Source organism: Enterobacter sp. BWH52, assembly GCF_001037565.1.
GTDB classification, from domain to species: Bacteria; Pseudomonadota; Gammaproteobacteria; order Enterobacterales; family Enterobacteriaceae; genus Enterobacter; species Enterobacter hormaechei_C.
Genome location: NZ_KQ089854.1, coordinates 2,037,268 through 2,058,980 on the forward strand (window position 1 = coordinate 2,037,268; position 21,713 = coordinate 2,058,980).

Below are 21,713 nucleotides of genomic sequence, written 5' to 3' on the forward strand. Positions count from 1 at the left end.
CATGAAACGATTAGCTCTGATGTTACTGGCGCTGGGGATGAACGTTCACGCCGCCACGCTTACGCTCAACGATGCACGTGCCCAGGGGCGCGTAGGGGAAACCCTGAGCGGCTATCTTGCGCCCGTTCAGCACGATGCTGAAACCCTGGCGCTGGTGAGCCGTATCAACGCCGCACGCACGGAAAGTTACCAGCAGTTAGCTGACAGCAATAATTTGCCCGTCGACGAGGTGGCGAAAATGGCGGGACAAAAGCTGGTGGCGCGCGCCCAGCCGGGTGAATACGTGAAGGGGATTAACGGCAAGTGGCTAAAAAAGTAACTAGCGGTAACGCTTACGGTATTCGCCCGGCGAAACCCCGAAACGCTGCTTAAAGGCGGTGGAAAAATGGCTATGGTCGGTAAAGCCCCAGCTGTAGCCAATGCCCGCCAGCTTTTCGTCATCGCTGATGGAACGCAGCGCCTGAGCGCATAAATCGAGGCGACGGTTCTTAATATACTGCGCCACCACCAGCCCTTTCCCGGCAAACATGCGGTACAAGCTCCGCACGGACATGCCGCTCTCTGAAGCTATCCACTCCGGTCTTAACGCCTCTGACTGAATATGATCATCAATCAGGGACAGAACGTGGCGGAACTGACGCTCCTTGCGCGGCAGCACCTCGTGTTGCTGCTGGAAGGCCGGACGCAGCAGACACACCATCGCCTCCAGCGCCGCTTCGCTTTCGCTGGCGCTGAGATCGGCATTGCCCATGCTCTCCTGTAGCAGTCGGTAGCTCAGCTGTACGGTAGGCAGACTGCGGGAGAGAGGCAGCGCGCACCTCACTTCCTGAAAACGCGCGTGTTGCTCAATGATTTGTCGCGGGAGCAGCAGCGAAATCTGGCGGGAACGCTCCTGCCAGTAAATGGAGCACGGGCGGGAGGCGTCAATCAGCGTGATATCCCCGGCTTTCAGCATCGCGCGCTGGTTGTCCTGTTCGATTCCGGCGCTGCCTTCCAGCTGAAACACGGTGTAGAACCAGGCGTCGTTGCCGTTTTTGATCTCCTGACGGGTGCGAAAAAGGTTAACGCCTGCGGCGGTCACCGTGCTCAGCTTCAGACTTTGGGTATAGCTGGTTTCCAGTTCGCCGAGAAACGCCCCCTCTAACGGACGTGCCGCAAAGCGCCCACAAACCTGGTTAATTTGCGCCAGCCACTGCTGAAAATTGTCCTGTTCGCTTGCACACGCCATTGATGTTCTCGCTGCACCGTCACTGTTTTCGCATTGTTGCATTTATGTTGCATTTTGTCAGGGCTACGAGGCTGACTATAGGAAAGAACACTCAACGGTTACAGCGATATAAGCGGGAATTATCACGATTTGCGGAGCCTGTCACAGCTGACAAAGCGAATGTCACACAGACAAAAGCAGGAATGCGATTCCCCTCTTAGACTGCATACACACCCTGCGAAGCATAACGAAGGAGTATCCTATGTCCGAATCACACGTCGCCATCCTGCCAGGCGTGCAGCAGTTTTTAGATCGCCAGCACGGCCTGTGGATTGAAGGGCGTCAGGCGGCATCCGACAGCGAAAAGCGTCTGAACGTCTACAACCCGGCGACCGGGGAGGTTATTGCCTCCACCGCCGATGCCAGCGTCGATGATGTCGATCGTGCGGTGATGTCTGGCTGGCGCGCCTTTGTCGCCAGAAGCTGGGCAGGGCGTCTGCCGGCAGAGCGGGAACGCATCCTGCTGCGGTTTGCCGATTTGGTGGAACAGCATGGCGAAGAGCTGGCACAGCTCGAAACCCTGGAGCAGGGGAAATCCATTAACATCTCCCGCGCCTTCGAGGTGGGATGCACCCTGAACTGGATGCGCTACACGGCAGGGCTGACCACCAAAATTGCCGGTAAAACCCTCGATCTCTCGATTCCACTGCCGCAGGGCGCGCGTTATCAGGCGTGGACGCGTAAAGAGCCGGTGGGAGTCGTGGCGGGGATTGTGCCGTGGAACTTCCCGCTGATGATTGGCATGTGGAAAGTAATGCCCGCGCTGGCGGCAGGTTGCTCCATCGTGATCAAACCCTCGGAAACCACGCCGCTCACCCTGTTACGGGTGGCGGAACTGGCGAGCGAGGCGGGGATCCCGGATGGCGTGTTCAACGTGGTGACCGGTAGTGGCGCCGTCTGTGGCGCGGCGCTAACCTCGCACCCGCGCATTGCCAAAGTAAGCTTTACCGGTTCGACGGCGACGGGCAAGCAGATTGCCCGCGTGGCTGCGGATACGCTAACGGGCGTGACGCTGGAGCTGGGCGGCAAAAACCCGGCCATCGTGCTGAAAGACGCCGATCCGGCGTGGGTAATTGAAGGGCTGATGACCGGCAGCTTCCTGAATCAGGGGCAGGTCTGCGCGGCCAGCTCGCGTATTTATATTGAGGCTCCGCTGTTCGACACGCTGGTCAGCGGCTTTGAACAGGCCGTGAAATCTCTGAGCGTCGGGCCGGGCATGTCGCCGGATGCGTTTATCAACCCGCTGGTGTCGCGCGCCCATTGCGATAAGGTTCAGGCGTTCCTGGATGAGGCGAAGGCGCACAATGCGGAGCTGATCGCCGGGAACCGGGGGCCAGACGGCAAAGGCTATTACGTTTCGCCAACGCTGGTGGTCAACCCGGATAATCATCTGCGACTGACGCGTGAAGAGGTCTTCGGGCCGGTGGTGAACCTGGTTCGTGTGGACGACGGGGAAGAGGCGCTTCAGCTGGCGAACGACACTGAATACGGCTTAACGGCCAGCGTCTGGACGCAGAATATCAGTAAAGCGCTAGCGTATACCGACAGGTTACAGGCAGGAACCGTGTGGGTGAACAGCCACACGCTGATAGACGCCAACCTGCCGTTCGGCGGCATGAAGCAGTCTGGCACCGGGCGCGATTTCGGCCCCGACTGGCTGGATGGCTGGTGTGAAACCAAGTCGGTGTGTGTGCGGTATTAATAAAACGCCGGGTAAGGCGAAGCCGGCACCCGGCATTATTTAACGCGACCACCGATCCCGCCCGGACTCCTTCGCCCGATACAACGCTGCATCGGCGCGGGCGATGATTTCCGGGCCGGCCAGTCCTGGGGTATAGCCGGCAATGCCCATACTCGCCGTCACACATTCACTCACCTTCGACACGCTGTGCGCAATGGCTGCGGTGCGCAGGCCAGCCTGGATCCGCGCGGCGACTTTCTCAGCAACGCTTTCTTCACAGTCAAAGAGGATCACGACGAACTCCTCACCACCGTAGCGCGAAACCACATCCTCTGGCGTGCGCACCGAGGTGTTCAGCACCTCTGCCACCCTCGCGAGACACGCGTCTCCTGCCTGGTGACCATAGGTGTCGTTATACAGTTTGAAGTAATCGACATCCAGCATCAGCACCGCGAAGCGTTTGCCTTGCTCCACGGCGTTTTCCAGCACCAGCTCCATCGCCCGCCGGTTGGCCGTTTTCGTCAGCGGATCCTGATGGGCCAGCGCATCCAGCCGCGAAATTAAACGCTGATTCTGCTGGTTGCGACGCCACGCCTCTTCAAACCAGCTCAACAGGATATAGCGCCCGCACACGAGAATGAAGGTGAACACCACCCACAGCCCGGCGAAGCGATAATTAATTTCCTGATTCAGCAGCATGCTGGCAACGGGCAGGCTTATCCATAGCGGAACAGTGAAGCAGAGCAGTGCCACCGGGTGAAAATAGAGCGCGGTCATACCGGCCATCAGCAGGGTAACGAATATAGGCCAGGGATGCGGAAGATGTAACACGTTGATAAACCAGTAACAACTTATCGACCACAGCAGACTGCACATAAACAAAACGGCGCTGACGCCGCGGATGTGGCGCCAGGCCATGATCACCAGCGCCACGGAAAGGATCACCACGCCCAGCATGGAGGCGTCTATCATCTGCCGCAGAGGCGGGCTGATGTGCAGGAGGGCATCGATATGGCCGAAAAGCGAATTGCGCAGCAGGACCATAAGGGCAAAGCTGGCATTCACAAAGGCGAGCCACGGCAGGTTCACGGCCAGCCCGTGAACAACCATTGATTTACGGGTAGGCCATGTCGCAGGTTCTGGCGTTGCGTTGTGTCTTTTTTCCATTATGGTTTTCTTCCCGTCCGGTGGATAGCTCGCTAAAGCCAGGTAGTATTAACTATAAGCAGGCTCGATTATTCCTCAAATGTTTGCACAAAAAAACCGGGCATTGCGCCCGGCGTTTGCTTATTTTTGCTCGGCTTTCTTCTTGCCGAGCGTTGGCGTCTCGTCAAAGAAATTCCACGGCTTGAGCAACGTGTGCACCCATTCCGTCGGCATTATTGGCCACTCCTCGGCACGGGCGACATGGGTGGTGCCGGTGGTCATCCAGATGACGTTATCCTGGTCGTTCAGCGACTCGTTATCTTTGCTGTACTGGCCGAGGCCGGTATCGTGCGTGGAACGGTTCGGGTATTTTCCCTCCGGGTACATCTCGTCGGGATGGTAACGCGTTACCCACAGTTGTTTATCCATAAAGCTCAGGCGGTGATAAATCCACTCGTCCGGGGCAAACTTCGCGCCGGACGCTACCGGGTGTGTACCGCCCGCGTAAGGGATGATCTGATATGAGACCGGGTTGCCCATGCGGTTCTCTTTGCTGGTATTGCTCAGCAGGCGGATGGTGCCCGGGTCAAACTTCTGCGCCGCCTGCTGTTCGGTATCAATATCATACTGATTAACCTGCATGGTGCTGGTGCGCGGTCCGCCAGCGGTGTTCGGTTTGACGTCCGGATCCATGGCCACCAGCTTATTGTTGATGCCGTCCACGTCCATATCCAGACGGAAGTTGTAGATGTGCTGGTGGGTGGTACCGACAATATTATGGTCGATCAGCGTTCCGTATCGGGTGTCATCCTTCGCGGTGACATCATGCATGGTTTTCGTCTGCACGCCTTTCACCGCTTCAATGCCCGTAGCCCCTGCATCAATGCCGATAGTGCCGTTTTCGTGGAATACCCAGTCGAAGATGTAATCGTAGTTACCCACGGTGCTGACCCAGCGCACCACCAGCTCGCGGCGTTCGGTGCTGACGTTGGGTTTTCCTAATTCCTGATGCTTATATTCCGGCCCGGCGTAACGCTCGAAAATGGCGATCGCCCGGGGGATCTCCATTGGCGCGCCGGTGTAATCCGGGATGGTTTCGTTGAGCATCACGGCGTTAGACGGAACATCCTTGCCGCGCACCAGCGGGGAGGTCAGGGTACCCATGCCGTAATCGCCGGAGTCCAGGTAGGCTTTAAAGTACCAGCCGATATCCGGGTCGCCGTACGGCACAATCATGCCGCCGAGCGACCCCTGATACATCACCTGTCGCTTTTTGCCGTTGTCGTTATAGGTCACGGTGGAGATTATCGGGCCGACGCGTAAGTCCAGGCTCAGATGAAAATCCCAGTTCTGCCAGTGCACCCTATCCCCGGTGATGGTGTAGTTCTTGCCTTCCGGCTCGATAATCTCCAGCGGTTTTTTCACCGTTTCAACGCGGTCACGGCCATCATAAGGGCGCGGCGTGAGCGGCACCGGCACGACCGGGCCTTCCTCAATCTTCTGGATTTTCTTCTGCTCGAGATCCACCACCGCAACCAGGTTTTCGATCGGGTGCGCCCAGTAGTTACCGTCGCCCACGTCGAGATAGCTGATCACTTTCAGCAGGCGGTCTTCCTGTTTCAGCCCATCCTTGCCGTCAAAAAAGCCGACGGTAAGCGGGGTGGTGATCACTTTCTTCGGGTCGGTAATGCCGCGCTTTTTCAGCACGGCGGCAAACTCCGGGCTATCATTGATGATCTGCTGAACGGTATTGAAGTCATCCAGCAGCACCATGCCGTGCGCGTCTTTGATCGGCTCCCAGCGGAGGATCTTTTTCTCCTTCAGATCCACCCGGCTTTCGATGATGTGTTTACCATCAAGCATGATGATATTGGCCTGGCGGGGCGCATCCACCGCCGTGCCGTTAAGCACAAAGTCCCAGACTTTGGCCTTTTCTGGCTCCGCCAGCGCAATCTGGGTAAAGCGGGTATTGGGTTTAAAATCCGCTGAGGCTTTCACGATTGCTACGGCCTGGTTGATTTCATCAGCCGTCAGCGCGTTTAACGGGTGGGGGCTTTTTTCAACCTGGAATGTCTGATCAAGACCGGACTGAAAGACATCGTTGATAAAGGTCTCCGGGATAAACGCCTTATTGTTCTTCATCACCACGGGCACCTGGAGCGTCAGCGGTTTGCCGTTAACGATGGCGGTATTTGCGCCGGGTTTGACCTTCACAAAGGCACCGTCTTTGACGATGGTGAACATCTGGGCGTAATCATCCCACTGCACGTCCGCGCCAAACGCCTGAAGCGTTTTGTCCATCGGGACCATATGCGCCTCGCTGCCGTGAGCGTAAACAGGGGATTGCCAGGCGCAACAGAGCGCAACGGCCATGGCCAGTGCCGTTCTACGGGCAGAAAAAGAAGAATTGCTTCCCATCGCAGACCTCATCTTGTTGTGTTTATTGTGTTGTGTCAGCGTTATCCTGACAGGCGCGCACGAAAAGCGTTTGCCTGCATCTGCCAGGTTGTTTGTCAGTCTTGCCAGGTTAAAAAAGAGCGGGGGTGCATCACACCCCCATGGCCGATAAAGTGCGCTTCAGTAAGGCGAGCTATCGAGATGCGTGCGGACATCAAAACCTACCGTCGTGAACGAATAAACCGTACCGCGAACGCGAAGATAAATGTCTCCATTTTTAATTGCCACTGAAGCTTTATCATCATCGGTGATCATGACGGGAATGATATTCTTAATGTTAGACATGAATTCTTCCGGACTTTTTTTCGCATCAAAGAGATAAATATGATACCTGTTTTTAGACAGTGAGCCCGTCTCAACCTGGGTGATGTAAAGAGTTAAACGATCGTTAACCTTGATTTTTTCCTGCAAATTTTCATACACGGTAAAAAGATCGCGGAAAGGGTATGCAATGAATATGAGAAATATAAAGATAATAATTCCAGCTCGCCAGTTAAAAACCCGAACGTCGCGCATAATCTATTCCTGCCCTTATCCATAACTGATCGACTGGGTCATCACCGTAATTATTATTGTTCTGGAATTTTGCAAATTCGGCAGGATCAATTAGGAGGCGAAGATTGTGTGTGAAGCCGGTGACTTCAATGCTTCCCTCACGGTAACGAACATCCACCGAGCCTGTAATTTTTGACCCACCATCTTCAATTAAGAAAAGGTAAACAGGAATTGCCATAGTTTGTTAATCATCCATGTAATTTAATGCGGGAATATTCCCGGCGCAAAATAATAACCATGCTAACTACATGGTCAACTTGCTTAGTGTTTCCGGTTGTAACTTATCCAAACCAGGCAGACTGGATGGTTCGATCAATCAAAGCCATCCAGTCCCTGTTTTACCTTCCGCTTATTTTGATGCGCTCAAACACTCGAGGCAGCAAGGTTAATGCCATTGCATTGATTAAAAGTCACCCTGCTGGCGCGCCACCAGCGTCAGGATGGAGTAGAGCGCCACGGCCTGCTGGTGCTGGTTGAAGATCTCCACAGCCCATTCCACCACGCCGGTGGGTTTTTCCTCGGCAGTGCGCTGTTTCTTCAGCGTTTTACGTTTACAGGTCAGGCGCACCTGAATGGTATCACCCGGCTTGACCGGCTCGATAAAGCGCAGGTTTTCCATGCCGTAGTTGGCAATAACCGGCCCAACCCCGGCATCGACAAACAGCCCAGCCGCGGCGGAAATCAGGAAATAACCGTGTACCACGCGCTCACCAAAAATCGACTCCGCCGCGCCAATTTTGTCCATATGGGCGTAGAAATGATCCCCGCTCAGGCAGGCAAAATTCACGATATCCGCTTCCGTCAGGGTACGACGCGGGGTCAGCAGGCTGTCGCCCGGCTGTAACTCCTCGAAGTATTTACGGAACGGATGAACGCGATCTTCCTGCACCTCCGCGCCACGGACCCACTGTTTACCGATCGCGGCGAGCATGGACGGGCTGCCCTGAATGGCCGTGCGCTGAAGATAGTGCTTCACAGCGCGCAGGCCGCCCAGCTCTTCGCCGCCGCCCGCACGTCCCGGACCACCGTGCACCAGCTGCGGCAACGGTGAACCGTGGCCGGTAGATTCTTTCGAGGATTCCTGGTTGAGGATCTGAATGCGTCCGTGGGCGCGCGCGGCACCGGCAATAAACTGCCGCGCCACGCGGGTATCTGCCGTAACCAGCGTTCCCGCCAGGCTGCCGCCGCCCGCCCGCGACAGCTGCATGGCGTGTTCGGTGTTACGGCAGGGCATCAGGGTTGCGACGGGGCCAAAGGCTTCGGTGGCGTGAACGGCCGGGGTTTCGTCCGGCTGCGGGCAGAACAGCAGGGTGGGTGGGAAGAATGCGCCAGGCGCCTGCAAATCAGCTTTACCACCCAGACGGATCTGGCAGCCCGAGGCCAGCAGATGATCGACTTTGTCCTGCACGTCAGCACGTTGCTCACTGTTGACGAGGGCCCCCATCTTCACCCCTTCCTGGGCCGGATCGCCGACGACCACGTTCTCCAGCCGCGCAATCAGCGCCTGGCTGACGGCTTCAACCTGCGCTTCAGGCACGATGATGCGGCGGATGGCGGTACATTTTTGCCCGGCTTTGGCGGTCATCTCGCGCACCACTTCGCGGATAAACAGCGTAAACTCCGGCTGTTCCGGCGTCACGTCCTCACCCAGCACGCAGCAGTTAAGAGAATCTGCTTCCATGGTAAACGGAATGGAATGTGCGACGATATTCGGGTGGACGCGCAGGCTCTGCCCGGTGCTGGCCGACCCGGTAAACGTCACCACGTCCTGGCTGTCGAGGTGGTTCAGCAGATCGCCCGCGCCACCGCAGATCAGGCTGATGGCGCCGTCCGGCACCAGTCCGCTCTCCACGATCGCTTTCACCATCGCCTGAGTCACCTGCGCGGTGGCGGTGGCGGGCTTGATGATGGCGGGCATCCCGGCAAGCCAGGTGGGCGCGAGCTTTTCCAGCATCCCCCAGCACGGGAAGTTGAACGCGTTGATATGCACCGCCACGCCGGATTTCGACGTTAACACGTGACGTGCCGCAAAGCCGCCTTCCTTCGACAGTGGGATCAGCTCATCCTCCGGCCACAGGGTATCGTCCGGCAGCTCACGGCTGCCGAGGCTTGCGTAGGTGAAGAGGGTGCCGATACCGCCTTCAATATCCACCCAGCTGTCAGCCTTCGTCGCGCCGGTCTGGGCTGACAGGGCATAAAACCGATCCTTCTGGCTCAGCAGATGTTTGGCCACCGCCTTCAGCATGGCGGCGCGCTCGATAAAGCTCATTGCGCGGAGCGCTTCTCCGCCGTGTTCAATGGCGTAACGGCGCGCGGCCGCCATATCCAGCCCTTCGCTGGTGACTTGATATAGCGTTTCCCCGCTGATGGCGTGGGTGATGGTGCGCTCGCGGCCCCGGCCTGATTGCCAGATGCCGGACAAGAAGCTGGCTAACTGCTGCATTTCTTCTCTCCAGATGTTTCGTGATTTCACTATAAATAGTTTGATCTCGAATCATAAAAATCAAGCTGAGTTTTAATGAATTGTTAACGTTGTGATCTGTATTGCTTGGCATGACCAACAGAAAGCCTTGCGCCATCGGCCTTTCATGAAAAGGCTTGCGAGCGTCGTCACAAAATAAACAAACGCTTCTTGGGGTTATATTTAACCTTTGTGTAACTTTTAAGAAACCAAATGATTCACCATTTTGCTATTTGTGGTGATTTAACGAATCACAAAGGTGGTTATGTGACGCAAGAACAACGCTTTGAGCAACGCATCGCACAGGAGACGGCCATCGAGCCGCAGGACTGGATGCCGGATGCCTACCGCAAGACGCTGATCCGCCAGATTGGACAGCACGCCCACTCTGAGATTGTCGGCATGCTGCCGGAAGGGAACTGGATCACCCGCGCACCGACGCTGCGCCGGAAAGCCATTCTGCTGGCGAAGGTGCAGGATGAAGCCGGACACGGCCTGTACCTTTACAGCGCGGCGGAAACGCTGGGCTGCGCCCGGGAGGACATCTATCAAAAGATGCTCGACGGCAAGATGAAATACTCCTCCATCTTCAACTATCCGACCCTGAGCTGGGCCGATATCGGGGTCATTGGCTGGCTGGTGGACGGGGCGGCCATTGTGAACCAGGTGGCGCTGTGCCGTACGTCTTACGGCCCGTATGCCCGGGCGATGGTGAAAATCTGTAAAGAAGAGAGCTTTCACCAGCGTCAGGGTTTTGAGGCCTGCATGGCGCTGGCGCAGGGTAGCGAAGCCCAGCGGCAGATGTTGCAGGACGCCATCAACCGCTTCTGGTGGCCCGCGCTGATGATGTTCGGACCCAACGACGACAACTCCCCAAACAGCGCCCGCAGTCTGGCCTGGAAGATCAAACGCTTTGGCAACGATGAGCTTCGCCAGCGCTTCGTGGACAACACGGTGCCTCAGGTGGAGATGCTCGGCATGACCGTGCCGGATCCCGACCTGCGTTTCGATGAAGAGAGCGGCCACTACCGCTTCGGCGAAATCGACTGGCAGGAATTTGACGAGGTGATCAACGGGCGCGGGATCTGCAACCACGAACGTCTGGCCGCAAAACGTAAAGCCTGGGACGACGGCGCATGGGTGCGTGAAGCCGCTCTGGCCCACGCAGAAAAACAACGCGCCCGCCAGGCCGCATAAGAGGAATCAACCATGAGCAATGTTTACTGGCCGTTATACGAAGTTTTTATCCGTTCGAAGCAGGGGCTGTCGCACCGGCATGTGGGCAGCCTTCACGCTGCCGACGACCGCATGGCGCTGGAAAACGCGCGCGATGCCTATACCCGCCGCAGCGAAGGCTGTTCTATCTGGGTGGTGAAGGCGAGTGAAATCGTCGCTTCCCAGCCGGAAGAGAGCGGGGAGTTTTTCGATCCGGCGGAAAGCAAGGTCTACCGCCATCCGACGTTTTACACCATCCCTGATGGTATCGAGCATATGTGAGGTTGGGGATGAACAACGTATGTGCTTATGCCCTGCGTCTGGGCGACAACGGTCTGGTGCTCTCACAGCGTCTGGGCGCCTGGTGCGGCCACGCGCCGGAGCTGGAAATTGACCTGGCGCTCGCCAATATCGGCCTTGATCTGCTCGGGCAGGCGCGCAATTTCCTGACCTACGCCGCTGAACGGGAAGGTAAGGGTGATGAAGATACCCTGGCCTATGGCCGCGATGAGCGTCAGTTCCGCAATTTGCTGCTGGTGGAACAGCCAAACGGCAGCTTCGCCGACACCATTGCCCGTCAGTATCTGATGGATGCGTGGAACGTGGCGCTCTACGAGCGGCTGATCCACAGCAGCGACAGTCAGCTTGCCGCCATCGCGGCAAAAGCCATTAAGGAGGCGCGCTATCACCTGCGCTTTAGCCGCGGCTGGCTGGTGCGGCTGGGGGACGGAACAGAAACCTCCGCACAAAAAATGCAGCAGGCGGTGGATAGCCTGTGGCGCTTTACGGCTGAACTGTTCGACGCTGACGAGGTCGAGCTGGCGCTAATTGATGACGGCGTGGCGGTTGATCCGCGCGACCTGCGGGACCCGTGGGAGCGCGAAGTGTTTGCTGGCCTGGCGGAAGCCACCCTCCGCGTGCCCGAAGAGGTGGCGTATCGCACGGGCGGTAAGAAGGGGCTACATACCGAACACCTCGGGCCGATGCTGGCAGAGATGCAGTATCTCCAGCGCGTTTACCCCGGCCAGCAGTGGTAAAGGAGGACGCCATGCAACGCCTCGTCGACATCGCGCCTGCACAAATCCCGCAGATTTGGGCGCTGTTAAGCCAGATCCCCGACCCGGAAGTACCGGTGCTGACCATCACCGACCTGGGCATGGTGCGCAGCGTGAAGGCACAGGGGGAAGGCTGGGTCATCGGCTTCACGCCAACCTATTCGGGCTGTCCGGCAACGGAGCATCTGCTGGGGGCGATCCGCGAAACCCTGACCGGAAACGGCTTTAGCCCGGTACATATTGTGCTGCAACTGGAGCCCGCCTGGACCACCGACTGGATGACCGACGATGCCCGCAGGCGCCTGCGTGAATATGGCATCAGCCCGCCTGTTGGTCATAGCTGCCATGCCCACGTTCCCGCGGAGGTGAGCTGCCCGCGCTGTGCGAGCACCGATACCTCGCTTATCAGTGAATTTGGATCCACGGCCTGCAAAGCGCTCTACCGCTGCAATACCTGCCGTGAGCCCTTCGACTATTTCAAATGTATTTGAGGCTGCCATGACAACGTTTCATTCATTAACAGTGGCAAAAGTGGAACCCGAAACCCGCGACGCGGTGACCATTACCTTCGCGGTGCCGCAGGCGTTACAGGAGGCGTACCGCTTCCGTCCCGGTCAGCATCTGACCCTGAAAGCCAGCCCTGGCGGGGATGAACTGCGCCGCTGCTACTCCATCTGCCGAAGCACCGCGTGCGGTGAGATCAGCGTGGCGGTCAAAGCCATCGAGGGCGGACGTTTTTCCCGCTATGCCCGGGACGAGATCAAACCGGGCATGGCGCTGGAGGTGATGGTGCCCCAGGGGCATTTTGGCTACCAGCCGCAGGCCGAACGCGAAGGCCATTATCTGGCGATTGCCGCCGGCTCTGGGATCACCCCGATGCTGGCGATTATGTCCGCTACGCTGGCCACTGAAGCCCACAGCCACTTCACCCTGATTTACGGCAACCGCAGCAGCCAGAGCATGATGTTCCGCCGGGCGCTGGCGGACCTGAAAGATAAATACCCGCAGCGTTTGCAGCTGATCGCCATCTTCAGCCAGGAGACGCTCGACAGCGATCTGCTCCATGGCCGCATTGACGGGGAAAAGCTCCAGGCGCTGGCAAAAACGCTGGTGAATTTCCGTCAGTACGATGAAGCCTTCATCTGCGGCCCGTCGGCGATGATGGATGAGGCCGAAGCGGCGCTGCAAGCGCTGGGTATGCCGGAAAAAGCGATCCATCTTGAGCGCTTTAACACGCCGGGTACCGCCGTTAAACGGACAGCCAGCGTGCAGGCCGATGGCCAGAAGGTCACCGTCCGTCAGGACGGGCGCGACAGGGAGATCACCCTGACGGCGGACGACGAGAGCATTCTTGACGCGGCCCTGCGTCAGGGGGCGGATCTGCCTTACGCCTGCAAGGGTGGCGTATGCGCCACCTGCAAATGCAAAGTGCTGCGTGGGAAAGTCGATATGGCGACCAACTACAGCCTGGAGCCGGACGAGCTGGCCGCAGGCTATGTGCTGAGCTGTCAGGCGCTGCCGTTAACCGCCGACGTTATCGTCGATTTTGATGCGAAGGGGATGGCATGAGCGAACTGATTGTTACCCGTCATGGCCGCGTGTTGCAGTTAACGCTTAACCGTCCGGCGGCGCGCAACGCGCTCAACAATGCGCTGCTCCTGCAAATCGCGGAGCAGCTTGAGGCCGCCGCCGCGGATGCTGAGATCGCCGTCTGCGTGATGTACGGCAACGAACGCTGCTTTGCCGCCGGGGCCGATCTCAACGAAATGGCGGAGAAAGACCTGCCCGCCACCCTGAACGATATCCGTCCGCAGCTGTGGGCGCGGATCAACGCCTTCACCAAACCGCTGATTGCCGCCGTAAACGGCTTCGCGCTGGGGGCAGGCTGTGAGCTGGCGCTGCTCTGCGATGTCGTGATTGCTGGCGATAACGCCCGTTTTGGCCTGCCGGAAATCACCATCGGGATCATGCCGGGCGCAGGCGGCACCCAGCGGCTGATCCGCAGCGTAGGCAAATCGCTGGCCAGCAAAATGGTGCTGACGGGCGAAAGCATCACGGCGGTGCAGGCGCACAGCGCCGGGCTGGTCAGCGACATCTACCCGGCCTCGCTGACGCTGGAGTACGCCCTGAAGCAGGCGGCGCTGATGGCGCGCCATTCGCCGCTGGCGCTACAGGCGGCGAAGCAGGCGCTTCGCCAGTCGCAGGAAGTCCCGCTTCAGGCCGGGCTGGCGCAGGAGCGTCAGCTGTTTGCGCTGCTCGCGGCCACCGACGATCGCCGGGAAGGGATCAACGCCTTTTTACAAAAACGCACCCCAGACTTTAAAGGACGCTAATTGTGGAATCTATTCTGAGCCATGTTGAGCAGGGCGTAATGACCATTACGCTGAACCGCCCGGAGCGCCTGAACAGCTTTAACGACGTCATGCACCAGCAGCTTTCCGAATGCCTGAAGCAGGCCGAGCGCGATGACGCCATCCGCTGCCTGCTGATCACCGGGGCAGGACGCGGTTTCTGCGCCGGGCAGGATCTCAACGACCGTAACGTCGACCCGAACGGCCCGGCGCCCGATCTGGGCATGTCCGTTGAGACTTTTTACAACCCGCTGGTGCGCCGCCTGGCAAAACTGCCGAAGCCGGTGATTTGCGCGGTTAACGGCGTGGCGGCGGGCGCGGGGGCGACGCTGGCCCTCGGCTGCGACATGGTGATTGCGGCGCGCTCCGCCAGTTTTGTGATGGCCTTCAGCAAGCTCGGCCTCGTCCCGGACTGCGGCGGCACCTGGCTGCTGCCGCGCGTGGCCGGACGCGCCCGCGCCATGGGGCTGGCATTGCTGGGCGATAAGCTCAGCGCTGAGCAGGCACAGGCCTGGGGAATGATCTGGCAGGTGGTGGACGACGAGCAGCTCTCCGCCACCGCACAGCAGATGGCGCTGCATTTTGCCTCGCAGCCGACCTTTGGCCTGGGCTTGATCAAGCAGGCGATCAACGCCGCCGAAACCAACACCCTCGACGCCCAGCTTGATCTGGAGCGCGACTATCAACGCCTGGCCGGACGCAGCGACGACTACCGGGAAGGCGTCAGCGCGTTCCTGGCAAAACGCGCGCCGAACTTTACGGGGAAATAATATGGTGAATATCCATACGGTCGCCGTCATTGGCAGCGGCACCATGGGCGCCGGGATTGCCGAAGTGGCAGCCAGCCACGGTCATCCGGTTCTGGTGTACGACATTGACGCAGCGGCGATTTCCCGCGCCGTCGACGGCATTCGCCAGCGGCTGTCCTCACGCGTTGCGCGTGGAAAACTCTCTGCCGACGCCGGGGAGCAGATCCTCGCCCGCCTGACGCCGGTGACGAATATCAGTGCTCTGGCGAAAGCCGATCTGGTGATCGAGGCGGCCTCCGAGCGGCTTGAAGTGAAAAAGGCGCTGTTTACCCAGCTGGCAGAGGTTTGCCCGCCGCAGACGCTGCTCGCCAGCAATACCTCGTCCATTTCCGTTACCGCGATTGCGGCGGAGATAAACCACCCTGAACGCGTCGCCGGGCTGCACTTCTTCAATCCTGCCCCGGTGATGAAGCTGGTGGAGGTGGTCAGCGGGCTGGCGACCTCACCAGAAGTGGCCGATGCGCTGTGCGAGCTGGCGCTGAGCTGGGGAAAGCAGCCGGTACGCTGCCAGTCCACGCCGGGGTTTATCGTCAACCGCGTGGCGCGCCCGTTCTACTCGGAAGCCTGGCGCGCGCTGGAAGAGCAGGTGGCAACGCCCGAGGTGATTGACGCCGCCCTGCGAGACGGCGGAGGCTTCCCGATGGGGCCGCTTGAGCTGACGGACATGATTGGTCAGGATGTCAACTTTGCCGTGACCTGCTCCGTGTTTAATGCCTTCTGGCAGGAGCGTCGTTTTCTGCCGTCGCTGGTGCAGCAGGAGCTGGTGCTGGCGGGGCGTCTGGGTAAGAAAAGCGGGCAGGGCGTTTACCGCTGGCTGGAGGACAAACCCGCCGTCAGATGGCTCGCCCCGGTCAGCGACAGCTTCAACCCCATGCGCGTACAGCGAAGAAGTGACGGTGTCACGGAAATTGACGATCTGTTGCTGATCGAAACGCAGGGTGAGACCGCGCAGTCGCTGGCGCTGCGCCATGGCTGCCCGGTGGTGGTGGTCGACCGCATCGAGCGGGATGTGGCCGTGATAGCCGCCGCACCCGGCAACCCGCACGCCGCCACGCAGAAAGCCATTTACTGGTTGCAGCACCAGCAGAAACGGGTGGTCCAGATTGCGGATTACCCCGGTCTGCTGGTCTGGCGCACGGTAGCGATGATTGCCAACGAAGCGCTGGACGCCCTGCAAAAAGGGGTCGCCAGCGAGCAAGACATCGATACCGCCATGCGCTTAGGGGTCAACTATCCCTGCGGGCCCATCGCCTGGGGCGAGCGCCTTGGCTGGCAGCGTCTGTTAACGCTGCTGGAGAACCTGCAACGTCACTACGGCGAGGAACGCTATCGCCCCTGTTCACTGCTGCGCCAGCGTGCGCTTCTGGAGAGTAGCTATGAGTCATAACGCCTGGCATAACGCCCGTGCGATGTACGAACGGGACGCCTGCGCGCAGGCGATGGGGATGGACATTCTCGACATGGGCGAGGGCTACGCGGTGGTGACCATGACCATCACCCCGCAGATGCTCAACGGGCATAAAACCTGCCACGGCGGACAGCTGTTCTCGCTGGCCGATACCGCCTTTGCCTACGCCTGCAACAGTCAGGGGCTGGCGGCGGTGGCCTCAGGCTGCGCCATCGATTTTCTGCGTCCGGGCTTTGCCGGCGATAAGCTGACCGCTACCGCGCGGGTGAAGCATCAGGGCAAACTGACCGGCGTATACGACATTGAAATTCAGAACCAACAACAGAAAACCGTCGCTCTTTTTCGCGGGAAATCGCACCGCACCGGCGGCAGTGGGACAGGAGAAGCCTGATGCGTGACGCATTTATTTGTGAGGGTGTGCGTACCCCGGTCGGTCGCTACGGTGGAGGATTATCCAGCGTGCGTGCCGATGACTTAGGGGCCGTGCCGCTGCGTGCGCTGCTGGCGCGTTACCCGCAGCTCGATCTGGAGCGCATAGATGATGTGATCTTCGGCTGCGCAAATCAGGCGGGAGAGGATAACCGCAACGTAGCGCGCATGTCGTCGCTGCTGGCCGGGCTGCCTCAGACCGTTTCCGGTACCACCATTAACCGCCTGTGCGGCTCCGGTCTGGATGCCCTTGGCTTTGCGGCACGCGCCATTAAGGCCGGGGATGGCGAGCTGCTGATCGCCGGTGGCGTCGAATCCATGTCCCGTGCGCCGTTCGTGATGGGCAAAGCCACCGCGGCGTTTCAGCGTCAGGCGGAGATCTTCGACACCACCATCGGCTGGCGATTTGTGAATCCGCTCATGCATCAGCAATACGGAACTGACAGCATGCCGGAAACGGCAGAGAATGTAGCGGAATTGTTAAATATAAGCCGTGCCGATCAGGATGCATTTGCCCTGCGCAGCCAGCAGCGCACCGCGCGGGCGCAGCAGAATGGCGTTCTGGCGCAGGAGATTATCCCGGTACAGGTGGCGGGGAAAAAAGGTGCCGTAACGGAAGTGTGCGTGGACGAGCATCCGCGCGCCGAAACCACCCTTGAACAGCTTGCCGCGCTGAAAGCTCCGTTCCGCAAGAACGGTGTGGTGACGGCGGGGAACGCCTCCGGCGTGAACGACGGGGCGGCGGCGCTGATTATCGCCAGCGAGCCGATGGCGCTTGCCCAGGGGTTAACCCCGCGCACCCGCATTGTGGCCATGGCGACCGCGGGCGTCGAGCCGCGCCTGATGGGATTAGGCCCGATTCCCGCCACCCGTAAGGTGCTGGAACGTGCCGGACTCAGTATCACCGATATGGACGTCATTGAGCTTAACGAAGCCTTCGCCGCACAGGCGCTGGGCGTGCTGCGTCAGCTGGGTTTGCCGGATGACGCGGAGCATGTGAACCCGAATGGCGGGGCGATCGCGTTAGGTCATCCGCTGGGAATGAGCGGTGCCAGACTGGCGCTGGCCGCGAGCAATGAATTGCACCGACGCGGCGGGCGCTACGCGCTGTGTACGATGTGCATCGGTGTGGGTCAGGGCATTGCCATGATCCTTGAGCGTGTTTGAGCGAACAATAATGTGAGTACCCTGCGATGATAAATACAACAAAGCTTGATCCGATCGAAACCGCGTCCATTGATGAATTGCAGGCGTTGCAGACCGCGCGCCTGAAGTGGACGCTGAACCACGCCTACAACAACGTTCCGATGTACAAACGCAAGTTTGACGCCGCGGGCGTTCACCCTGACGATTTTAACGAGCTGGCGGACCTGCAAAAATTCCCGTGCACCACCAAGCAGGATCTGCGCGACAACTACCCGTTCGATACCTTTGCGGTGCCGATGGAGCAGGTGGTGCGCATCCACGCCTCGTCGGGCACCACCGGAAAGCCGACCGTGGTGGGATATACCCAGAATGATATCGACAACTGGGCCAATATAGTTGCCCGTTCCCTGCGCGCCGCCGGGGGCAGCGCGAAGGATAAAATTCACGTGGCCTACGGCTACGGGCTATTCACCGGCGGGCTGGGGGCGCACTACGGTGCCGAGCGTCTGGGTGCGACGGTGATCCCGATGTCCGGCGGCCAGACGGAGAAGCAGGCGCAGCTGATCCGCGATTTTCAGCCGGATATGATCATGGTGACGCCCTCATACTGCCTGAATTTAATTGAAGAGCTGGAGCGTCAGATGGGCGGTGACGCCAGCGCCTGTTCCCTGCGCGTCGGCGTGTTTGGCGCCGAGCCGTGGACGCAGGCGATGCGCTGCGAAATTGAAAAACGGCTGGGCATTACCGCGCTGGATATCTATGGTCTCTCCGAGGTGATGGGGCCGGGCGTGGCGATGGAGTGTCTTGAAACCGCTGACGGCCCGACCATCTGGGAAGATCACTTCTACCCGGAGATCGTCAACCCGAATGACGGCACGCCGCTGGCCGACGGCGAGCAGGGCGAACTGCTGTTCACCACCCTGACCAAAGAGGCACTGCCGGTGATCCGCTACCGCACCCGCGACCTCACGCGCCTGCTGCCGGGCACTGCACGCACCATGCGCCGGATGGATCGCATCAGCGGGCGCAGCGACGACATGCTCATCATTCGCGGCGTGAACGTCTTCCCGTCACAGCTGGAAGAGGAGATCGTTAAGTTCGAACATCTTTCGCCACACTATCAGCTGGAGGTGAACCGCCGCGGGCATCTTGATTCACTTTCGGTGAAGGTCGAGCTGAAACAGAGCAGCTTAACGCTGACCCATGAGCAGCGCTGTCAGGTCTGCCATCAGCTGCGTCATCGGATTAAATCGATGGTGGGGATCTCGACCGACGTGATGATCGTTAACTGTGGCAGCATACCGCGCTCCGAGGGTAAAGCTTGCCGGGTGTTTGATTTGCGTAAAGTGGCAGCCAACGGTTGAATTCTCCTCACCCCAGCCCTCTCCCAAAGGGAGAGGGTGTATTAAGTTCCCTCTCCCTTTGGGAGAGGGTTAGGGTGAGGGTACACCCCAGATTCGTATGCTATGATTCATCCAGGAAAAAAATAACAAAAGAATGAATCACATGAATAAACTTGAAGCCTTTATCCAGCATGCAGTCAGCTCTGTTCCCGTCAGCGGAACGTCGCTTATCTCCTCACTGTATGGCGACGCGCTTTCGCACCGCGGCGGAGAGATCTGGCTCGGCAGCCTGGCGGCCCTGCTGGAAGGGATGGGATTTGGCGAGCGTTTTGTGCGCACCGCGCTGTTTCGCCTCAACAAAGAGGGCTGGCTGGACGTGTCCCGCATTGGCCGCCGCAGCTTTTACCGTCTCAGCGACAAGGGGCTGCGTTTGACCCGCCGCGCGGAAAATAAAATCTACCGTGCGGAACTGCCGGCGTGGGATGGTAAATGGCTGCTGCTGCTCTCCGAGGGGCTGGATAAAACCACCCTCGCGGACGTGAAAAAACAGCTCATCTGGCAAGGGTTCGGCACGCTGGCGCCGAGCCTGATGGCCTCGCCGTCGCAGAACCTGGCGGACGTGCAGTCTCTGCTGCATGACGCGGGCGTGGCGGAAAACGTCATTTTCTTTGAGGCCCATTCACCGCTGGCCTTATCACGTGCGGCGTTACGAGCCCGCGTGGAAGAGTGCTGGCAGTTGACCGAACAAAACGCGATGTACGAAACGTTTATCAACTCGTTCCGTCCGCTGTTGCCGCTGCTGAAAGAAACGCCGCCTGAGGATTTGACCCCGGAACGCTGCTTCCAGATCCAGCTGTTACTCATTCATTTTTATCGTCGCGTGGTGCTGAAAGATCCGCTGTTGCCGGAGGAGTTACTTCCTGCGCACTGGGCGGGACAGAGCGCGCGACAGCTGTGCATTAATATCTACCAGCGCGTGGCGGCGGGAGCCCTGGCGTTTGTCAGTGAGAAGGGGGAAACCTCTGTGGGCGAGCTGCCCGCTCCCGGCACGCTTTATCACCAGCGTTTTGGTGGTCTGAATATCACATAAGGAGAGGGTATGCCTGTTTATCAAATTGATGGTCTGACGCCGGTCGTGCCTGAAGAGAGCTATGTTCACCCGACCGCGGTGCTGATTGGCGACGTGATCCTCGGCAAAGGCGTTTACGTGGGGCCCAACGCCAGCCTGCGCGGCGATTTTGGCCGGATCGTGGTGAAAGACGGCGCGAACATCCAGGATAACTGCGTGATGCACGGTTTTCCGGAGCAGGACACGGTGGTGGAAGAGGACGGGCATATCGGCCACAGCGCGATCCTGCACGGCTGCATTATCCGCCGTAATGCGCTGGTGGGGATGAATGCGGTCGTGATGGACGGGGCGACGATCGGCGAAAACAGCATCGTTGGGGCGGCGGCGTTTGTGAAGGCCAAAGCGGAAATGCCTGCGAATCACTTAATTCTTGGCAGTCCGGCGAAAGCGATTCGTGAGCTAAGTGCGCAGGAAATAGAGTGGAAAAAGCAGGGCACGCGGGAGTATCAGGTGCTGGTGGACCGTTGTAAGCAGACGCTGCACCAGGTGGAGCCGCTGCGTGAAGAAGAGCCAGGACGCAAACGGCTGGTCTTCGATGAGAATTTACGGCCTAAGTCGGCTGGCCGGGATAAATAAGGCTGTTCGCTCCCGCACGTTGATCAAGGCGTGAAAATGAGCTCAATACGCATCCGGCAGGGGCCGGTCAATCGACACCAGCTTTCCGCGCTTCATGGTGATATATCCCCCGGCTTTAAGATCTGCCAGCACGCGAAAGACATGCGTTCGTGACAGGTTAGTGCGCTTGATGATAAACAGCGCCAGGCCCTCATTCTCTCCCGTGTGGGTCTCCTGCCGATAGAGATAGCGGTACAGCATTGGTTTGATGGTCTGGTAGCTGGTGACCTGCCTGCGTTCATTGTGCAGGTCGATGGTAAATATGGACATGTAGGTCAGTATGGTGGCCAGCGCCTGCATGCGCTCAGGCCCGCCCTGGAAAAATATCTGGTCGAAGTCGACCCAGGATATTCTCACCAGCTTCACCTTCGCACTGCTGCGATATTCATACTTCGCCAGTGGACAATACCTTTCCATTAACCCTATCGGCATATACTCGATAGTATTGCCAATATTAAGGCCATCATCAGGCATTAATATCGTCAGCGACCCTTCAGTGCAAAAATAGATATAGCCAGGCTCGACGGTGAGTTTTTTATTTGCGGCAACGGTTAAGGCCTCGCCTTTACAAAGCATGTGCGGAAAAAATTGCCCAATATTGAGTTGCTGATAATAGGTATGGATATCCTGAAAATTCACGCTAAGC

Annotated in this window: 21 protein-coding genes and 1 pseudogene; 15 read left to right on the forward strand and 7 right to left on the reverse strand. The window is 58.8% G+C overall.

What is annotated here, in order from left to right; all coding sequences use genetic code 11:
* The first annotated feature begins 1 nt into the window (after position 1).
* On the forward strand, positions 2 to 319 hold the full coding sequence (locus SK47_RS09665; RefSeq protein ID WP_022651144.1) for a YdbL family probable chaperone protein: 318 nt from the start codon (positions 2 to 4) through the stop codon (positions 317 to 319).
* Here SK47_RS09665 and feaR read toward each other — a convergent pair whose 3' ends face one another.
* The gene (gene feaR, locus SK47_RS09670) at positions 320 to 1,228 is read right to left on the reverse strand and encodes a transcriptional regulator FeaR (RefSeq protein WP_023314084.1); all 909 of its coding nucleotides are present in this window, start codon (positions 1,226 to 1,228) and stop codon (positions 320 to 322) included.
* 241 nt (positions 1,229 to 1,469) lie between these two features.
* Between feaR and SK47_RS09675 the strand changes: the two genes are divergently transcribed.
* Positions 1,470 to 2,969, forward strand: a complete 1,500-nt coding sequence (locus tag SK47_RS09675) for an aldehyde dehydrogenase family protein (protein ID WP_022651146.1) — start codon at positions 1,470 to 1,472, stop codon at positions 2,967 to 2,969.
* A gap of 39 nt (positions 2,970 to 3,008) precedes the next feature.
* Here SK47_RS09675 and SK47_RS09680 read toward each other — a convergent pair whose 3' ends face one another.
* The 5 genes and pseudogenes from SK47_RS09680 to paaZ all read right to left on the reverse strand — a co-directional run bounded on the left by SK47_RS09680 (position 3,009) and on the right by paaZ (position 9,549).
* The gene (locus SK47_RS09680) at positions 3,009 to 4,115 is read right to left on the reverse strand and encodes a GGDEF domain-containing protein (protein WP_048244009.1); all 1,107 of its coding nucleotides are present in this window, start codon (positions 4,113 to 4,115) and stop codon (positions 3,009 to 3,011) included.
* A gap of 120 nt (positions 4,116 to 4,235) precedes the next feature.
* Entirely contained in the window at positions 4,236 to 6,512 is a 2,277-nt protein-coding gene (tynA, locus tag SK47_RS09685; protein WP_048244011.1) for a primary-amine oxidase, read from the reverse strand.
* A 159-nt stretch (positions 6,513 to 6,671) separates the two neighbouring features.
* Positions 6,672 to 7,067 (reverse strand): hypothetical protein, encoded by a 396-nt coding sequence (locus SK47_RS09690; RefSeq protein WP_048244013.1) that lies wholly within the window; start codon positions 7,065 to 7,067, stop codon positions 6,672 to 6,674.
* 85 nt (positions 7,068 to 7,152) lie between these two features.
* Positions 7,153 to 7,284 (reverse strand): annotated as a pseudogene (locus tag SK47_RS24080) (type VI secretion system tube protein Hcp); the annotation flags it as partial.
* 225 nt (positions 7,285 to 7,509) lie between these two features.
* Positions 7,510 to 9,549 (reverse strand): phenylacetic acid degradation bifunctional protein PaaZ, encoded by a 2,040-nt coding sequence (gene paaZ / locus SK47_RS09695; protein WP_048244015.1) that lies wholly within the window; start codon positions 9,547 to 9,549, stop codon positions 7,510 to 7,512.
* 285 nt (positions 9,550 to 9,834) lie between these two features.
* Here paaZ and paaA point away from each other — a divergent pair, with 285 nt between their 5' ends.
* The 13 genes from paaA (at position 9,835) to paaY (ending at position 21,028) form a co-directional block, all read left to right on the forward strand.
* A complete protein-coding gene (gene paaA / locus SK47_RS09700; protein ID WP_003857355.1) occupies positions 9,835 to 10,764 on the forward strand; it encodes a 1,2-phenylacetyl-CoA epoxidase subunit PaaA in 930 nt (309 codons plus the stop codon).
* A gap of 12 nt (positions 10,765 to 10,776) precedes the next feature.
* Positions 10,777 to 11,064 carry a 1,2-phenylacetyl-CoA epoxidase subunit PaaB gene (paaB, locus tag SK47_RS09705; RefSeq protein ID WP_048244017.1) on the forward strand — a complete coding sequence of 96 codons (288 nt, stop codon included), beginning with the start codon at positions 10,777 to 10,779 and terminating at the stop codon, positions 11,062 to 11,064.
* A gap of 8 nt (positions 11,065 to 11,072) precedes the next feature.
* Complete coding sequence (paaC, locus tag SK47_RS09710) at positions 11,073 to 11,819, forward strand: 1,2-phenylacetyl-CoA epoxidase subunit PaaC (RefSeq protein WP_048244019.1); 747 nt, start codon at positions 11,073 to 11,075, stop codon at positions 11,817 to 11,819.
* An 11-nt stretch (positions 11,820 to 11,830) separates the two neighbouring features.
* Positions 11,831 to 12,328 carry a 1,2-phenylacetyl-CoA epoxidase subunit PaaD gene (paaD, locus tag SK47_RS09715; protein ID WP_003857347.1) on the forward strand — a complete coding sequence of 166 codons (498 nt, stop codon included), beginning with the start codon at positions 11,831 to 11,833 and terminating at the stop codon, positions 12,326 to 12,328.
* A 7-nt stretch (positions 12,329 to 12,335) separates the two neighbouring features.
* A complete protein-coding gene (gene paaE / locus SK47_RS09720) occupies positions 12,336 to 13,406 on the forward strand; it encodes a 1,2-phenylacetyl-CoA epoxidase subunit PaaE (RefSeq protein WP_003857345.1) in 1,071 nt (356 codons plus the stop codon).
* Positions 13,403 to 14,170 (forward strand): 2,3-dehydroadipyl-CoA hydratase PaaF, encoded by a 768-nt coding sequence (gene paaF / locus SK47_RS09725; protein ID WP_045350638.1) that lies wholly within the window; start codon positions 13,403 to 13,405, stop codon positions 14,168 to 14,170. The genes paaE and paaF overlap by 4 nt, the downstream gene beginning before the upstream one ends.
* Entirely contained in the window at positions 14,170 to 14,958 is a 789-nt protein-coding gene (gene paaG / locus SK47_RS09730; protein WP_026080707.1) for a 2-(1,2-epoxy-1,2-dihydrophenyl)acetyl-CoA isomerase PaaG, read from the forward strand. The genes paaF and paaG overlap by 1 nt, the downstream gene beginning before the upstream one ends.
* Position 14,959: 1 nt before the next feature.
* Complete coding sequence (gene paaH, locus SK47_RS09735; protein WP_032609124.1) at positions 14,960 to 16,384, forward strand: 3-hydroxyacyl-CoA dehydrogenase PaaH; 1,425 nt, start codon at positions 14,960 to 14,962, stop codon at positions 16,382 to 16,384.
* The gene (paaI, locus tag SK47_RS09740) at positions 16,374 to 16,796 is read left to right on the forward strand and encodes a hydroxyphenylacetyl-CoA thioesterase PaaI (protein WP_048244022.1); all 423 of its coding nucleotides are present in this window, start codon (positions 16,374 to 16,376) and stop codon (positions 16,794 to 16,796) included. The genes paaH and paaI overlap by 11 nt, the downstream gene beginning before the upstream one ends.
* A complete protein-coding gene (gene pcaF / locus SK47_RS09745; protein WP_048244024.1) occupies positions 16,796 to 18,001 on the forward strand; it encodes a 3-oxoadipyl-CoA thiolase in 1,206 nt (401 codons plus the stop codon). Before paaI ends, pcaF begins: the two co-directional genes overlap by 1 nt.
* A 26-nt stretch (positions 18,002 to 18,027) precedes the next feature.
* Positions 18,028 to 19,344 carry a phenylacetate--CoA ligase PaaK gene (gene paaK / locus SK47_RS09750; RefSeq protein ID WP_047654567.1) on the forward strand — a complete coding sequence of 439 codons (1,317 nt, stop codon included), beginning with the start codon at positions 18,028 to 18,030 and terminating at the stop codon, positions 19,342 to 19,344.
* Between the two features lie 133 nt (positions 19,345 to 19,477).
* Positions 19,478 to 20,413, forward strand: a complete 936-nt coding sequence (gene paaX / locus SK47_RS09755) for a phenylacetic acid degradation operon negative regulatory protein PaaX (RefSeq protein WP_048240857.1) — start codon at positions 19,478 to 19,480, stop codon at positions 20,411 to 20,413.
* Between the two features lie 9 nt (positions 20,414 to 20,422).
* Complete coding sequence (gene paaY, locus SK47_RS09760) at positions 20,423 to 21,028, forward strand: phenylacetic acid degradation protein PaaY (protein WP_006810541.1); 606 nt, start codon at positions 20,423 to 20,425, stop codon at positions 21,026 to 21,028.
* A 42-nt stretch (positions 21,029 to 21,070) separates the two neighbouring features.
* Here paaY and SK47_RS09765 read toward each other — a convergent pair whose 3' ends face one another.
* On the reverse strand, positions 21,071 to 21,706 hold the full coding sequence (locus SK47_RS09765; RefSeq protein WP_003857323.1) for a helix-turn-helix domain-containing protein: 636 nt from the start codon (positions 21,704 to 21,706) through the stop codon (positions 21,071 to 21,073).
* Between the last annotated feature and the right edge of the window lie 7 nt (positions 21,707 to 21,713).

Excerpts from the sequence above, each read along its gene's own strand:
- pcaF (WP_048244024.1), top strand. The coding sequence starts at position 16,796 with ATGCGTGACGCATTTATTTGTGAGGGTGTGCGTACCCCGGTCGGTCGC.
- paaK (WP_047654567.1), top strand. The coding sequence starts at position 18,028 with ATGATAAATACAACAAAGCTTGATCCGATCGAAACCGCGTCCATTGAT.
- paaD (WP_003857347.1), top strand. The coding sequence starts at position 11,831 with ATGCAACGCCTCGTCGACATCGCGCCTGCACAAATCCCGCAGATTTGG.
- paaB (WP_048244017.1), top strand. The coding sequence starts at position 10,777 with ATGAGCAATGTTTACTGGCCGTTATACGAAGTTTTTATCCGTTCGAAG.
- paaF (WP_045350638.1), top strand. The coding sequence starts at position 13,403 with ATGAGCGAACTGATTGTTACCCGTCATGGCCGCGTGTTGCAGTTAACG.
- paaX (WP_048240857.1), top strand. The coding sequence starts at position 19,478 with ATGAATCACATGAATAAACTTGAAGCCTTTATCCAGCATGCAGTCAGC.
- paaY (WP_006810541.1), top strand. The coding sequence starts at position 20,423 with ATGCCTGTTTATCAAATTGATGGTCTGACGCCGGTCGTGCCTGAAGAG.
- SK47_RS09675 (WP_022651146.1), top strand. The coding sequence starts at position 1,470 with ATGTCCGAATCACACGTCGCCATCCTGCCAGGCGTGCAGCAGTTTTTA.
- feaR (WP_023314084.1), bottom strand. The coding sequence starts at position 1,228 with ATGGCGTGTGCAAGCGAACAGGACAATTTTCAGCAGTGGCTGGCGCAA.
- SK47_RS09690 (WP_048244013.1), bottom strand. The coding sequence starts at position 7,067 with ATGCGCGACGTTCGGGTTTTTAACTGGCGAGCTGGAATTATTATCTTT.
- paaI (WP_048244022.1), top strand. The coding sequence starts at position 16,374 with ATGAGTCATAACGCCTGGCATAACGCCCGTGCGATGTACGAACGGGAC.
- tynA (WP_048244011.1), bottom strand. The coding sequence starts at position 6,512 with ATGGGAAGCAATTCTTCTTTTTCTGCCCGTAGAACGGCACTGGCCATG.
- paaE (WP_003857345.1), top strand. The coding sequence starts at position 12,336 with ATGACAACGTTTCATTCATTAACAGTGGCAAAAGTGGAACCCGAAACC.
- SK47_RS09680 (WP_048244009.1), bottom strand. The coding sequence starts at position 4,115 with ATGGAAAAAAGACACAACGCAACGCCAGAACCTGCGACATGGCCTACC.
- paaH (WP_032609124.1), top strand. The coding sequence starts at position 14,960 with ATGGTGAATATCCATACGGTCGCCGTCATTGGCAGCGGCACCATGGGC.
- paaZ (WP_048244015.1), bottom strand. The coding sequence starts at position 9,549 with ATGCAGCAGTTAGCCAGCTTCTTGTCCGGCATCTGGCAATCAGGCCGG.
- paaC (WP_048244019.1), top strand. The coding sequence starts at position 11,073 with ATGAACAACGTATGTGCTTATGCCCTGCGTCTGGGCGACAACGGTCTG.
- SK47_RS09665 (WP_022651144.1), top strand. The coding sequence starts at position 2 with ATGAAACGATTAGCTCTGATGTTACTGGCGCTGGGGATGAACGTTCAC.